Genomic DNA, 13,608 nt, shown 5'->3' with positions numbered 1-13,608 from the left:
GATGGCAGCATCCGACATGATGTCCGCCCTGATGGAGCTTTGCCAGGAGAAGCACATCGACCAGCTCTACCTGATCGACCGCCTGGAGCAGTCGCTCGCCAAGAGCTACGCCGAGATCCTGCATCTTGAGTGGGGCGCCAAGGTGACCATCGACCGCACCACCGGCAAGATCTATGTCTACCGCCTGGAGCCGATCGACGATTCCATGGACGAGGAGGGCAACTTTACCGAGTTCGAGGAGATCGACGTCACTCCCAAGAACACGAGCCGCATCGCCGCCCAGCACGCCAAGGCCGAGATCAACGCCATCGTTCGCAACTCCGCCCGCGAGCAGATCTACGAGGAGTTCTCCGGCCGCATCGGCGACCTCATCAGCGGTACCGTGCTGCAGTCCACCCCCGACTTTACGATCGTCAAGATTCGCGAGGGCGTCGAGGCCGAGCTTCCGCACTTCGACCAGCGCCGTTACGAGAACGAGCGCAACGAGCGTCCGATGGGCGAGCGCTACCTGCACAACCAGCACATCAAGGCCGTGATTATCGACGTTCGCGACCCCAACTCCAACCTGCAGCCTGTTCGCGGCGAACACAGCCGTCCGCCGATTGTCATCTCTCGTACCCACCCCGAGCTCATGCGTCGTCTGTTTGAGCAGGAGGTGCCCGAGATCTATGAGGGCACCGTCCAGATCAAGTCGATCGCCCGCGAGCCCGGCCAGCGCTCCAAGGTCGCCGTCCACTCGCTCGACGATCGTCTGGATCCCGTGGGCGCCTGCGTCGGCCCCAAGGGCAGCCGTGTTCGCGCTGTCGTGGGCGAGCTCCGTGGCGAGCGCGTCGACGTCATCCTGTGGGATGCCGATCCTGCCGTCTACGTCGCCAACGCCCTTTCGCCCGCTAAGGTCACCCGCGTCCTCATCGACGAGGAGAAGGCCTACGCCGGCGTCATCGTGCCCGACGACCAGCTGTCCCTCGCCATCGGCAAGGAGGGCCAGAACGCCCGCCTCGCCGCGCGCCTGACCGGCTGGCACATCGACATCAAGTCCGAGACGCTTGCCGCCGACATCCTCAAGAACGTTCCCGTTCACGAGGAGCCCGCCGCCGACCTGATCGGTGACGAGGAGGACGAGGATGTCCGCCGCTGCGAGTACGTGTCCGAGGACGGCATCCAGTGCCGCAACCAGGCTCGTCCCGGCTCCCGTTTCTGCGGTGTCCACGACACCGACGCCTTCGATGATGCGGAGGACCTGATCTAGCGCGCGGTCGCGCCGGGCGGGTCCCGGCGCATCTCCCACGCTCGTTCAGTCTCTAGGCACCCAAGGTGCCAGAAAGGGTAGGTGAAGTCATATGGCAAAAGTCCGTGTGTCCACCCTGGCCAAAGAGTTCGGCATGACCTCCAAGGAACTGATGGGTCATCTCGCCGATATGAAGATTCCCGCTAAGTCCGCTTCCTCCACCTTGGAGGACGCCTATGTCGCTATGGTCCGCAAGCAGCTCGCTTCGGTGATCGAGGCCCGCGCTCAGGAAGTCGAGGCCGCCAAGCAGGCCGAGGAGGAGGCTGCCGCCGCCGAGGAGGCCGCTCGCGCCGCCGAGGCCGAGCGCGAGCGCATCGCCGCCGAGAAGGCCCGCGAGGAGGAGCGCCGCCAGTTTGCCGCAGCCCAGGCTGCCGAGGAGGCTGCGCGCGCCGAGGCCGAGGCCAAAAAGAAGGCCGAGCAGGAGCGCCTTGCCCGCGAGAAGGAGGAGGCAGCCCGCGAGGCTCAGCGCCGCGCCGTTCCCGCTTCGGACTCCGGTTCGCGCTTCCGTTCGCTGCTCGACCAGATCGCCGCACAGGAGACCGTGCTCAAGGAGAAGAAGGACGCCGAGGACAAGGCCAAGGCCGAGCGCGCCGCCGAGCGCGGTAACCGTCGTGGCGGTAACAACGACCGCCGCGGTGGCCGTCGCAACGACCGCAACGCCTCCGACAACAACTCCGAGCGCAACGTCTCCGAGAGCCGCCCGCACAGCCATCGCACCAACGCCAGCAACAACGTCGCTGCCGGCATGGACTTCCCCAACCCCGACAAGCAGGGCAAGGGTAAGAAGCGCAAGGGCGGTCACAACAACGAAGAGGACCACTACAGCCGCATGGCTCGCGAGGCCGAGGAGTACAGCCGCGAGAAGGTGCTCGAGGAGGCCCGTGCCGCCGTCGAGGAGGCCTCTCGCGAGTCCACCGGTCGCCGCAAGAAGCGCAAGGAGAAGCGCGAGCGCGAGGCTGCAAAGGCTCAGGAGGAGCGCAAGATAGAGGAGGCATTGGCCCAGGGCGTGAACCCCGAGGAGCTCGATGCCATCAAGGTCTCCCAGGGCGTTACGGTCCAGGAGCTCGCCGAGGCGCTTGACGTTCCGGCCAACGATATCATCAAGCGCCTGTTCCTGCTGGGTACGCCGCTCACCATGACGCAGTCCATGTCCGACGACCTCGTCGAGCTCGTTGCCGACGACCTGGGTCGTCAGATCAAGATCATCACCCCCGAGGAGGAGAACACCTTCTCGTTCTACGACGATCCCGCCGACCTTAAGCCGCGCGCACCGGTCGTCACCGTCATGGGCCACGTCGACCACGGTAAGACGTCGCTGCTCGACGCCATCCGTCACACCGGTGTCGCTGCCGGCGAGGCGGGCGGCATTACCCAGGCCATCGGCGCTTCGCAGGTCATGATTAACGACCGCAAGATCACCTTCATCGATACCCCGGGCCACGCCACCTTTACGGCCATGCGTGCCCGTGGTGCCAAGGTGACCGACATCGTCATTCTGATCGTGGCTGCCGACGACGGCGTCATGCCCCAGACCATCGAGTCGATCAACCACGCCAAGGCCGCCGGCGTACCCATCGTCGTCGCCGTCAACAAGATCGATAAGCCGGGTGCCAACCCCGACCGCGTGCGCCAAGAGCTCACCGAGTACGGCATCATCCCCGAGGAGTGGGGCGGACAGAACATGTTCGTCAACATCTCGGCCAAGCAGAAGATTGGTATCGATGATCTGCTCGAGACCGTGCTGCTCCAGGCCGACGTGCTCGAGCTCAAGGCCAATCCCGACACCTTTGCCTCCGGCAACGTCCTCGAGGCCAAGCTCGACAAGGGTCGCGGCTCGGTTGCCACGGTGCTCGTCACCCGCGGTACCCTGCACGTGGGCGATACGCTGGTCGCCGGCCTTACCTACGGCCGCGTCCGCGCCATGCTCGACCCCAAGGGCAACGCCGTCACCGAGGCCGGTCCTTCCGACGCCGTCGAGATTCTGGGTCTTCAGTCCGTGCCCAACGCCGGTGATGAGTTCCGCGTGTTCGAGGACGAGCGCGAGGCTCGCGCCCTTGCCGACGAGCGTTCGCTCAAGGCCCGTATCGAGGAGCAGAGTCGCGTTAAGCACGTCACGCTCGAGAACCTCTTCGAGACCATTGCCGACGCCGAGGTCAAGGAGCTCAACCTGATCATCAAGGCCGACGTTCAGGGTTCTATCGAGGCCCTTCAGGACTCGCTCGACAAGATGGACCAGTCCGAGGTGCGCATCAACACGATCCACTCCGCAGTCGGTGCCATCAACGAGACCGACGTCGTCCTGGCCGACGCCTCCAACGCCATCATCATCGGCTTTGGTGTCCGTCCCGACGGTAAGGCCCGCTCCGCTGCGGAGCGCGAGGGCGTCGAGATCCGTTGCTACGATGTCATCTACAAGTGCCTCGAGGAGCTCGACGCTGCCCGTATCGGCATGCTCAAGCCCACCGAGGTCGAGGTCTCCACGGGTACCGCGACCGTCCTGGACACCTTCAAGGTGCCCAAAGTCGGTATCGCCGCCGGTGTCCGCGTCGAAGAGGGCGAGATCGCCGCGACCGATTCCGTGCGTCTGGTGCGCGACGGCATCGTGGTCTTTAACGGCAAGATCGCCTCGATGCGCCACTACAAGGACGAGGCCAAGAGCCTCAAGAGTGGTTCCGAGGGCGGCATTGGCCTGGAGAACTTCCAGGACATCAAGCCCGGCGACCAGATCGAGGGTTACCGCATCGACCAGGTTGCCCGCACCGAGTAGGGGGTAGCGCTATGAAGCAAACGCAGGCAACCCGCCGTCTGGGCGAGCAGCTTCGCGAGAAGCTCGGTTATATCCTGCTCTTTGAGGTTTCCGATCCGCGTCTCGACCTGGTTACTTTGACCGCGGTCGAGGTCGCGGTGGACCGTTCGTTCGCGCGCGTGTACGTGTCGTGCGATGCGAGCCGCTACGATGAGGTCATGGAGGCGCTCGCAAGCGCCAAGGGCCGTATTCGCAGCCTGTTGGCTCGCTCGCTCGATTGGCGTGTTACGCCCGAGCTCGATTTTCGCATCGATCGCTCGACCGATGAGGCAGAGCGCATCACGCGTGCGCTGGAAAACGTTCCCGCCACGCTTGCGATCGAAAAGGACGAGGACGGCTACCCCATAGCGGATGCCGTCCAGGAGGCAGCTTTAGATGACTAATTCCGCCGACCTCGCCTCGTGCGAGTCTGCAGATATTCAGCGACGCATCCTCGAGCTCATCGAGGATGCGTCCTCCATTGCGATTTCGGGACACACTTCTCCCGACGGCGACGCCCTGGGCTCCGTGCTGGGTCTGGGCCTCTCGCTTATGAAGTTTTTCCCCAACAAGGACATTGCCCTGCTGCTAGCAGACGATGACCCGGTTCCGCGCATCTACCGCTTTATGGAAGGCTCCGATCGCCTGGTGCCGGCATCTGCGTACACCGGCAATCCTGACCTGTTCATCTCGGTGGACGTACCGGTCGTCGAGCGCCTCAATAATTCCGCCGAGGTGCTTCGCCGCTCCAAGCATGTGGTGTGCTTCGATCACCATCCGGCGCGCGAGGAGTTTGCCGAGCTAAGCCTGAGACGCGTCGAAGCTGCAGCCTGCGCTATGATTATCGACCGCTTCTTGGACAATTGCGGCATTGTCGCACGTGATGGCGTTGCGACCTGTCTGCTGTGTGGCCTGGTTACCGACACCGGTCGTTTTCAGTACCAAAACGCCGATGCCGCCGCATTCCATGCGGCCTCGCGTCTGGTTGCTCACGGTGCCGATCCGGCCCGTGTTGCGCTCGAGGTCTACCAGAGCATGCGCGTTGAGTTTTTGCACCTCAAGTCCATCGTTATGGGCCGCATCAAGACGGTGGCCCACGGACGCGTCGCGTATAGCTACGCGTACCAGAGTGACCTTGAGGCTTGCGGTGTCACCTCGGATGAGTGTGACGGCCTAGTTGACGTGGTGCGCTCGGTGATGGGCGTCGAGGTCTGCCTGTTTCTGAAGGGCATTGAGGGCGATACCAAGGTGCGCGGCAACCTGCGCTCCAAGGGCGACCTCAATGTGTCTGAGATCGCTGCTGCTTTTGGCGGAGGCGGACATCCCGCTGCCGCCGGTTTCTCCAACAACGGAACGATTCTCGAGACGCTTGCCGTGGCACTTCCCATGCTGGCCGAGCTGGTGGGGGAGGATCCCGCTTCGGTGACCGTCGAGCTTTAATTTTTTGGATGGTACATGGCTCGTCGTACACCTTCTCAACTGAATATGCTGCTTGCTGTCGATAAGCCGGTGGGCTGCACGTCCCACGATGTGGTTTCGCAATGCCGGCGTGCCCTCCATGAGCGGCGCGTCGGCCATGCCGGCACGCTCGACCCCATGGCATCGGGTGTCATGGTGGTGGGTGTAGGCCAAGCCACCCGTCTGCTGGGCATGCTCACGCTCGATACCAAAAGCTACGTCGCCGACATCTCGTTTGGCGCCGAGACCAATACCGATGATGCGGAGGGCGAGGCGGTCCGCACGGTGCCCGTTGCACCCGAGCTGCGCGATCCGGCCTATGCCCGCGAGCAGCTAGCCGCCATGATGGGTCCGCAGATGCAGGTGCCGCCGGTGTTTTCGGCTATCTCGGTCAATGGCGTTCGCGCCTACAAGTCTGCTCGAGAGGGCAATGCGGTGGACCTACCTCTGCGCCCTGTCGAGGTCTATGCCGCCGACCTGATCGCCGTGGGCGGCGAAGGTGATACATGCGTGTGGACCGTGGCGTTCTCGGTGAGCAAGGGCACCTATATCCGTGCGCTCGCTCGCGACTTGGGCCGCGCCTGTGAGAGCGCCGCGCACATTTCCGCGTTGCGCCGCACGGCCTCCGGTGTTGTTTCCATTGGCGCTTGTCATGCGGTCGAGGAGCTTTCTCCCGAGTCCGCGGCTGGCTTTGCCCTGGATCCCATTGCGGCCCTGGGCGCCACGCGTGTTGACTTGCCGGGCAATCTTGCCGACGACCTGCTCTGCGGCCGACGCATTCCCGTTGAGCGTGCGCTTGCCGATTTCGATACCGCGAAGGCGCCTTTTGCGTTGGTGCTCGATGGAGGACTCAAGGCGCTCGCTCGCATTGAGAGTGGCCGCTTTGTCATGGAGCACGTGTTTCCGCAGGCAATCGGCGGTGTTCGATGATGTTTTCCGCTCGCGAGCTTGCGCGTATCTTTTTCGCGGGCGAGTCGGACGAGGCTCGCATCGTTACTGCCGATGTGTTTGATGAGTGCGAGCACTTGGGTGCTGCCTCCATCGCCATCGGCGTGTTCGATGGTGTGCACCGTGGACACCAGGAGCTTATTGCGGCGCTCGTCCGTGATGCCCGTGCCCATGGCTGCAAGGCGGTCGTAGTTACCTTCGATCCCGACCCGGACGTTGTCGTGAGCCCTTCACCCGCTCAAAAATTGATGACGACGGCCGACCGTCTGCATGCCCTGGCTCAAATCGGGGTCGATGCAGTGGTGGCCGTTCCCTTTACGCCTGAGGTTGCGGCACTCGACCATGTCGGTTTTCTCGCACTGTTGTCACGCGTGGTCGACATTCGTTCGATTCGCGTTGGCAGCGACTTTAGGCTGGGTCGCGGCGGTGCTTCTGGTGTTGCCGAGATGCGCGTTTGGGGTTCCGAGCGCGGCGTTGACGTGTATGGTCACGACCTGCTTTGCGAGGGCGGTGAGGCCATTTGCGCCACCCGCATTCGTCACGAGCTGGGACAGGGCCATGTGGGGCTTGCTGCTGGGTTACTCGGCCGCCCGTATATGGTGCGTGGCGGTGTTATTCGCGGTCGTCACGAGGGTTCTGGCATGGGCTTTCCCACGGCAAACCTGCAGGTTCCCAGCGGCATTCAGGTGCCTGCCGATGGTGTGTATGAGGGTCTGGTGCTGGTCGATGACACCGTGTGGCCCGCTGCTGTCAACGTCGGCCTGCCGCCAACGTATGCCGACGATGCGGCATCTGCGCATCTCGAAGCCAACTTAATTGGGTATACGGGCGACCTGTACGGCGCTTCCGTTTCGCTGGCGTTTACGCGCTGGCTGCGTCCGTCACGCGTGTTCGATTCCCTGGACGAGTTGATCGCGACCGTCGAGGGTAATATCGATGATATCCGTCATAACTTGGGTGAGCAGGGGGTGAGTATCCGTGATTAGCGATGAGGAGAAAGACCAGGTCCGCGCTGCGTCCGACCTGGTAGCCATCGTGCAGGAAACGGTTGAGCTCAAGCCCCGCGGCCATGAGTTTTGGGGCTGCTGCCCCTTCCATGGCGAAAAGACCCCGTCGTTTCACATTATCCCTGCCACGCAGGTGTGGCACTGCTTTGGATGTGGCGAGGGCGGCGACGTCTTCACCTATATCATGAAGCGCGAGAACCTGAGCTTTCCCGAGTCAATCCGTTATTTAGCCGATCGCGCGGGTATTGAGCTGCACGACACCGGAGAGCGCCGCGAGCGCGGTACTAAGCGTGCCCGAATCTACGATCTGTGCGCCCAGACCGCCCAGTTCTACCACACCATGCTTATGCGCGGTAAGGACGGCCGTCCACGTGAGTACTTCGCCAGCCGCGGCATGGGTGGCGACGTCTGCCGCCGCTACTGCCTGGGCTTTGCACCGGGTCGTAACATGCTGGTGGCTCATCTGTCGCAGGCGGGCTTTACTCCGCAGGAGATGATCGACGCCAACGTGGCTGTGAGTCGCGGGCGCGGGCAGCTTGCCGACCGCTTCTACGACCGCGTGATGTTTCCCATTTTTGATGAGCAGGGGCATAACATCGCCTTTGGCGGTCGCATCATGGGAGACGGCCAACCTAAGTACCTCAACACCGCCGAGACGAGCGTGTTTCATAAAAAGCGAAACCTCTACGGCTTTAATTGGGCCAAGGAGTTTATCGTCGCGCAGGATACCGCTATCGTGGTAGAGGGCTATACCGACTGCATCGCCTGTTGGGAGGCGGGGATTAAAAACGTCGTCGCCACGCTGGGCACTGCGCTCACGGAGCATCACGTCAAGACGCTCACCCGCTTTGCCAAGCGCATCGTGTATATGTTTGACGGCGATGCCGCGGGCCAGAAGGCCGCCCGTCGCGCGATACAGTTTATCGAGCAGGATTCGATGGGCCTGCGCTGCGTGGTGCTGCCCGACGGCAACGATCCCATGGAGTTCATCACGGCGCACGGCGGAAAGGAGCTGCAGGCGCGCATCGACGCCGCCGAGCCGCTCATGGACTTCGTGTACCGTTCGCTGCAGGAAGCGAGCGACATCACCACGCCGGGCGGTCGCGCCAAGGCGCTGGAAGATGCGCTGACGCTTATCTATCCGCTGCGCGATAGCTATATGATCGACACGTACTTTATCCAGATTGCCGATCTGCTGGGTTTGGATTTGGAGACGGTGCGCGCGAGTTCGGGTCGCGTGTTTCGCGATGTCGCCAAGCGCGAAGATGCGGAACGACGTCGCGAGCAGAATTATGAACGCCAGCGGGCGCAAGCCGAGCGATCTGGTAGCGCGGGCGGTCGGTCGTCTGGTTTGCAGGGGACATCTCGTGGTGCTTGGGCGTCGGGCGCGACGCCGGCAGTAGCGGCGCCGGTCGAGGAAGAGCCGTACGACTATGTCCCGCTCGATGCTTACGGTGCCGCTCCTGTGGAGGTCGTCGACGACCTGCCGCCTATCGACGTGCCTGATGGTATGGGCTCTGCGCCCGCCGGTGCTCCGGTAGACGCCTCGTTCCCTATGGTTTTGACCGATCTAGAGCGCAAGTCCTTGGCAGGGGAGCGCGAGCTGCTGACCATGCTCACGAGCTACCCCGACCTGTTCCGCACGTATGCCGATCGCATCTGCTCCATCGAGTGGGTCGACCCGCGCCACGAGTCCATCGCGTGGGCCGTGCTGGCAACGCCGCCGGGTACCGATCCTGCGAACTGCATGGATGCGGCGCGCTCGGTGTGTCCCGAGGCGGCAACGCTTGTGAGTGCCGGGCGCATCTCCGCGACGAGCAAACACCCTACCGAGACGAACATCGTGTTCATGCTCGATACGCTCGAGCTCTACACCATCAAGCGCCGCATGCGTGCCGCACAGGCCAAACTGCGCCAGGATCGATCGCTCGATGATGAGGCCCGCCGCGCGCTGACCGTGCAGGCCGCGCAGGACTCGCAGCGTCAACGCGAGCTGCAAAAGTCTATCGGCGGCGTGGCGGACCCGTTCCGTTTGATCGGTTTGGAGACCGCGGGCACCGAACAGGCCTAGATGTTGTGGTCAACCAGCGTATTCTCGCCTATATCCAGTTCTCTTTTTGGGTATAGACGTCTATGTGTGTGCTAAAGTATTGAGTCCTGTGGACTATGAAGGGAGAATCTGTGCCAAAAAAGACTGAGAGCACGGGTACTGGGCTGGAATCCTGCGTTGCAAAGCTCATGGGCAACGGCTCAAACAGGACTTCGGTAACCGAGGACGAGATTCAGGTCGCCCTGAAGGATATCGATGTTTCTGACGAGCAGCTCACCGCGGTGTATTCCGCGCTGCGCAACAGCGGCATCCAGATTATCTCCGCGAGCGGTAACGACGACGCCCCCATGGACGTCGACGATGACGATAACGATACCGATACCGACGATTTCGATGACGACGACGAGCACGATTCCGGCTCGCTCGACGATCATGAGCTCAAGATGGCCCGTCAGGCCGACGCCGAGATGGGTTCTTCCAAGAGCAAGAAGAAGCGCACCGTGCGCACGTCCCGTTCACGCTCCCGCGTGCGTGGCATCGATGCCTCCACGGTGATGCTGACTGGCGATCCGGTTCGTATGTACCTCAAGGAGATCGGCAAGGTCGACCTGCTGACCGCCTCCGAAGAAGTCGATCTGGCCATGAAGATCGAGGCCGGTCTCGAGGCCACCGAGAAGCTCGAGGCTGCCGAGGCGGGCGAGCTCGAGCTCACGCGTGCCGAGATGCGTCGTCTTACGCGCATTGAGAACGTGGGCCTCGAAGCCAAGCAGGCACTCATCAGCGCAAACCTGCGTTTGGTCGTCTCCATCGCCAAGCGCTATGTCGGTCGCGGCATGCTGTTCCTGGACCTGATCCAGGAGGGCAACCTCGGTCTGATCCGCGCCGTCGAGAAGTTCGACTACCAGAAGGGTTTTAAGTTCTCCACGTACGCTACGTGGTGGATCCGTCAGGCCATCACGCGCGCTATCGCCGACCAAGCCCGTACCATCCGTATTCCCGTGCACATGGTCGAGACCATCAACAAGCTCGTCCGCGTGCAGCGCCAACTTCTCCAGGACCTGGGTCGCGACCCGACCCCCGAGGAGATCGGTGCCGAGATGGACATGAGTGCCGACCGCGTCCGCGAGATCCAGAAGATTTCGCAGGAGCCCGTGTCGCTCGAGACTCCCATCGGCGAGGAAGAGGATTCCCAACTGGGCGACTTCATCGAGGACTCCCAGGCCATCGTTCCGCCCGATGCGGCCAGCTTCTCCATGCTGCAGGAGCAGCTCACCCAGGTGCTCGATTCGCTTGCCGATCGTGAGCGCAAGGTTATCGAGCTGCGCTTTGGCCTTGTCGACGGACATCCCCGCACGCTCGAGGAAGTCGGCCGCGAGTTTGGTGTCACGCGCGAGCGTATCCGCCAGATCGAGTCCAAGACCCTGGCCAAGCTCCGCCACCCGAGCCGCTCGAGCAAGCTCAAGGACTACATTGAGTCTTAGTAGTCACGGCGTTTCCGTTCCGGCAGTTAGGGACGTTCCTTTTTTGCCGGCACTTTGGGACACTCCTTGCCGCAACGGTTGGGTCGGAAAATTTCTTAAAAAAGTTCTTGCCCTGAGCTGATTCGTCCGTATAATAAACTTCGTTGCTTGAGAGCACGCACCTATTCCTCGGTAGCTCAATGGTAGAGCACGCGGCTGTTAACCGCGCTGTTGTAGGTTCGAGTCCTACCCGGGGAGCCAGAATTTTTCAGCCCATTCCGCTGGGCTTTTAAATTCCTCGGTAGCTCAATGGTAGAGCACGCGGCTGTTAACCGCGCTGTTGTAGGTTCGAGTCCTACCCGGGGAGCCAGGTTGTAAAACCCGTCGCTTATGCGGCGGGTTTTTTCATACCGCGATCGCCTGGCGCGAACGTTACCATATCAACATTTCGTGTCGAGGATGTAATCCCGCGACCCACCACCTCAACATGGCGCGCTCGTTGTAGAATATTGCAATGATTGCTCCCACGAGATGGTGCCGCGAGCACCAGATAAGGAGATTCTTGTGTCTGAGACTATTAACGGCAGCCTGAGCGTCTCGAACGACGTTATTGCCGATATTGCCGGTTATGCCGCGATGACGTGCTATGGCGTTGTCGGTATGGCTGAGCAGCTCCAGGGCGCCGAGAGCGTGCGCCTGCTTGCCGGTCAGCGCCTCCGCAAGGGCGTGCTTGTCGCCGCCGACGAGAACGGCCTCACGGTCGACCTTCACGTCGTGCTCGAGAACGGCGTCAACATGAAGTCCGTCTGCCACAATCTTTCGAGCTCCGTTGCCTTCACTCTGCAGGAGGTCGCCCAGATCGATCCCGCCAGCCTTAAGATCGGCATTCACATCGACGCGCTCAAGAGCCGTCTGAACTAGCATCCGAAAACGGAGATTCAAATACCCATGATTGCAAAGACCATTCGCACCTGTTTTCCGATCGCTGCGGCTGCTGTTTCCGACAAGGCCGAGGAGATCAACAAGCTCAACGTCTTCCCCGTACCCGACGGCGACACCGGTACCAACATGTCGCTCACACTCGCCTCGGTGACCAAGGAGCTTTCCGCCCTTCCTGCCGATGCCGACATGGAGGCCATCGCCGGCGCCATCACCCACGGCTCCCTGATGGGTGCTCGCGGTAACTCCGGCGTCATCACCTCGCAGATCCTGCGCGGCGTGGCCGAGGGCCTCGTCTCTGCCGATGAGCCTATCACGTCCGCCAACATCGCCCACGCGTTCCGCCGCGCCGTCAAGGTCGCCTTCCAGGCCGTCCGCAAGCCCATCGAGGGCACGATTCTCACGGTCCTGCGCGATGTTTCGACCAAGGCCGACGAGTGCGAGAAGAAGAAGTTCTCGGCCGAGGACGCGCTCGACGCTATCGTCGTCGAGGCCTATCAGTCCGTCGCCCGTACGCCCGACCTGCTGCCTGTTCTGAAGGAGAACGGCGTGGTCGACTCCGGCGCCTTTGGCTTTGCTATCTTCCTGGAGAACTTCGTTGCCGCCGCGCTTGGTCGCAGCACCGTTGTCGAGGATTTCTCCGCCATGTTTGACTCCGCTGGCTCTGCCCGCGACGCGGCCCTCGACCGCGTTGAGATCGAGGCCAACGACGACTGGGAGGGCTCGGAGTTTCGTTACTGCAACGAGTTCCTCTTTAAGGCCGATGCCCCGTTTGATGAGGACGAATGCCTTAAGTTCCTGGGCTCCATGGGCGACTGCGAGCTGCTCGTGGGTGCTTACCCCGATTACAAGATTCACGTGCACTCCAACACCCCCAACCTGGTGCTCGAGCACATGCTGCAGCTTGGTCAGATCTATGAGGTCTTTATCCACAACATGGAGATGGAGGCCCACGACCGTACCGCCAAGATCCATGAGGACCAGGAGAAGGCCGCCGAGCCCGCCAAGGCGCTGGGCTTTGTCGCCGTTGCCGCCGGTTCCGGCGAGGCCGATATCCTCAAGTCCCTCGGCGTCGACGTGATCGTGTCGGGTGGTCAGACCATGAACCCCTCGACTGCAGACCTGCTGGGCGCCGTCGACCAGGTCAACGCGACCTCGGTCATCATCCTGCCTAATAACGGTAACATCCGCATGGCCGCCGAGGCTGCCGCTTCTGCATGCACCGACAAGAAGGTTGCCGTCGTTCCCACCAAGACCGTTCCGCAGGCCTTCTCTGCGCTGTTCGCGGTCCTGCCCGATTCCGAGCTCGAGGACGCCGTCGCCGCTATGGTCGACGCCATCAGCGAGGTCCGCGATGGCGAGGTCACCCGCGCTGTGCGCGACTCCAGCGCCTCCGACGGCTCGCCGATTCACTCCGGTGACGTTATGGGTATCATTGCCGGTTCCATTGACGTGGTCGGCTCCGATGTGAAGCAGGTCACGCTCGATTGCATCAACCGCATGCAGGAGGAAGAGGAGGGTGACGCGCTGACGATTCTGGCCGGCGAGGAGCTGTCCGATGAAGCCTTCCAGGAGATCGTCGACGCCATTGAGGAGGCTCAGCCCGATCTGGAGATTGACGCCCATCGTGGCGAGCAGCCGCTCTATCCCGTGATCTTCTCGATCGAGTAGGC

General features: G+C 62.3%; 10 protein-coding genes and 2 tRNA genes. All 12 read left to right on the top strand.

The annotated features are described in order from the left end of the window. The first annotated feature begins 1 nt into the window (after position 1). The 12 genes from nusA to DWX25_RS04785 all read left to right on the top strand — a co-directional run bounded on the left by nusA (position 2) and on the right by DWX25_RS04785 (position 13,606). The gene (gene nusA / locus DWX25_RS04840) at positions 2-1,249 is read left to right on the top strand and encodes a transcription termination factor NusA (protein WP_006234042.1); all 1,248 of its coding nucleotides are present in this window, start codon (positions 2-4) and stop codon (positions 1,247-1,249) included. Between the two features lie 91 nt (positions 1,250-1,340). Next, complete coding sequence (gene infB / locus DWX25_RS04835) at positions 1,341-4,055, top strand: translation initiation factor IF-2 (RefSeq protein WP_117735032.1); 2,715 nt, start codon at positions 1,341-1,343, stop codon at positions 4,053-4,055. Positions 4,056-4,066: 11 nt separating this feature from the next. Continuing rightward, entirely contained in the window at positions 4,067-4,477 is a 411-nt protein-coding gene (rbfA, locus tag DWX25_RS04830) for a 30S ribosome-binding factor RbfA (RefSeq protein WP_117799341.1), read from the top strand. Then, positions 4,470-5,513 carry a bifunctional oligoribonuclease/PAP phosphatase NrnA gene (locus DWX25_RS04825; RefSeq protein WP_117799342.1) on the top strand — a complete coding sequence of 348 codons (1,044 nt, stop codon included), beginning with the start codon at positions 4,470-4,472 and terminating at the stop codon, positions 5,511-5,513. The genes rbfA and DWX25_RS04825 overlap by 8 nt, the downstream gene beginning before the upstream one ends. A gap of 15 nt (positions 5,514-5,528) precedes the next feature. Continuing rightward, complete coding sequence (truB, locus tag DWX25_RS04820; RefSeq protein WP_117799343.1) at positions 5,529-6,461, top strand: tRNA pseudouridine(55) synthase TruB; 933 nt, start codon at positions 5,529-5,531, stop codon at positions 6,459-6,461. Continuing rightward, positions 6,458-7,465, top strand: a complete 1,008-nt coding sequence (gene ribF / locus DWX25_RS04815; RefSeq protein ID WP_233505046.1) for a riboflavin biosynthesis protein RibF — start codon at positions 6,458-6,460, stop codon at positions 7,463-7,465. Before truB ends, ribF begins: the two co-directional genes overlap by 4 nt. Further along, positions 7,458-9,557: a DNA primase gene (dnaG, locus tag DWX25_RS04810; protein ID WP_117858864.1), complete on the top strand. Its 2,100-nt coding sequence runs from the start codon at positions 7,458-7,460 to the stop codon at positions 9,555-9,557. The genes ribF and dnaG overlap by 8 nt, the downstream gene beginning before the upstream one ends. Before the next feature lie 110 nt (positions 9,558-9,667). Then, positions 9,668-11,017 (top strand): RNA polymerase sigma factor RpoD, encoded by a 1,350-nt coding sequence (gene rpoD / locus DWX25_RS04805; RefSeq protein WP_117742812.1) that lies wholly within the window; start codon positions 9,668-9,670, stop codon positions 11,015-11,017. Positions 11,018-11,182: 165 nt separating this feature from the next. Next, positions 11,183-11,257, top strand: a tRNA-Asn gene (locus DWX25_RS04800). Between the two features lie 34 nt (positions 11,258-11,291). After that, positions 11,292-11,366 (top strand) — tRNA-Asn (locus DWX25_RS04795). A gap of 161 nt (positions 11,367-11,527) precedes the next feature. Then, on the top strand, positions 11,528-11,917 hold the full coding sequence (locus DWX25_RS04790; protein ID WP_199412317.1) for an Asp23/Gls24 family envelope stress response protein: 390 nt from the start codon (positions 11,528-11,530) through the stop codon (positions 11,915-11,917). A gap of 27 nt (positions 11,918-11,944) precedes the next feature. Continuing rightward, complete coding sequence (locus DWX25_RS04785; RefSeq protein ID WP_117799345.1) at positions 11,945-13,606, top strand: DAK2 domain-containing protein; 1,662 nt, start codon at positions 11,945-11,947, stop codon at positions 13,604-13,606. Positions 13,607-13,608 lie beyond the last annotated feature (2 nt).

Source organism: Collinsella sp. AF18-8LB, assembly GCF_003459795.1.
Taxonomy (GTDB): domain Bacteria; phylum Actinomycetota; class Coriobacteriia; order Coriobacteriales; family Coriobacteriaceae; genus Collinsella.
This window is presented reverse-complemented; position numbering and strand designations above follow the sequence as displayed.

Coding starts and splice junctions, on each gene's coding strand:
- nusA (WP_006234042.1), top strand. CDS start 2: ATGGCAGCATCCGACATGATGTCCGCCCTGATGGAGCTTTGCCAGGAG.
- infB (WP_117735032.1), top strand. CDS start 1,341: ATGGCAAAAGTCCGTGTGTCCACCCTGGCCAAAGAGTTCGGCATGACC.
- rbfA (WP_117799341.1), top strand. CDS start 4,067: ATGAAGCAAACGCAGGCAACCCGCCGTCTGGGCGAGCAGCTTCGCGAG.
- DWX25_RS04825 (WP_117799342.1), top strand. CDS start 4,470: ATGACTAATTCCGCCGACCTCGCCTCGTGCGAGTCTGCAGATATTCAG.
- truB (WP_117799343.1), top strand. CDS start 5,529: ATGGCTCGTCGTACACCTTCTCAACTGAATATGCTGCTTGCTGTCGAT.
- ribF (WP_233505046.1), top strand. CDS start 6,458: ATGATGTTTTCCGCTCGCGAGCTTGCGCGTATCTTTTTCGCGGGCGAG.
- DWX25_RS04790 (WP_199412317.1), top strand. CDS start 11,528: ATGGTGCCGCGAGCACCAGATAAGGAGATTCTTGTGTCTGAGACTATT.
- DWX25_RS04785 (WP_117799345.1), top strand. CDS start 11,945: ATGATTGCAAAGACCATTCGCACCTGTTTTCCGATCGCTGCGGCTGCT.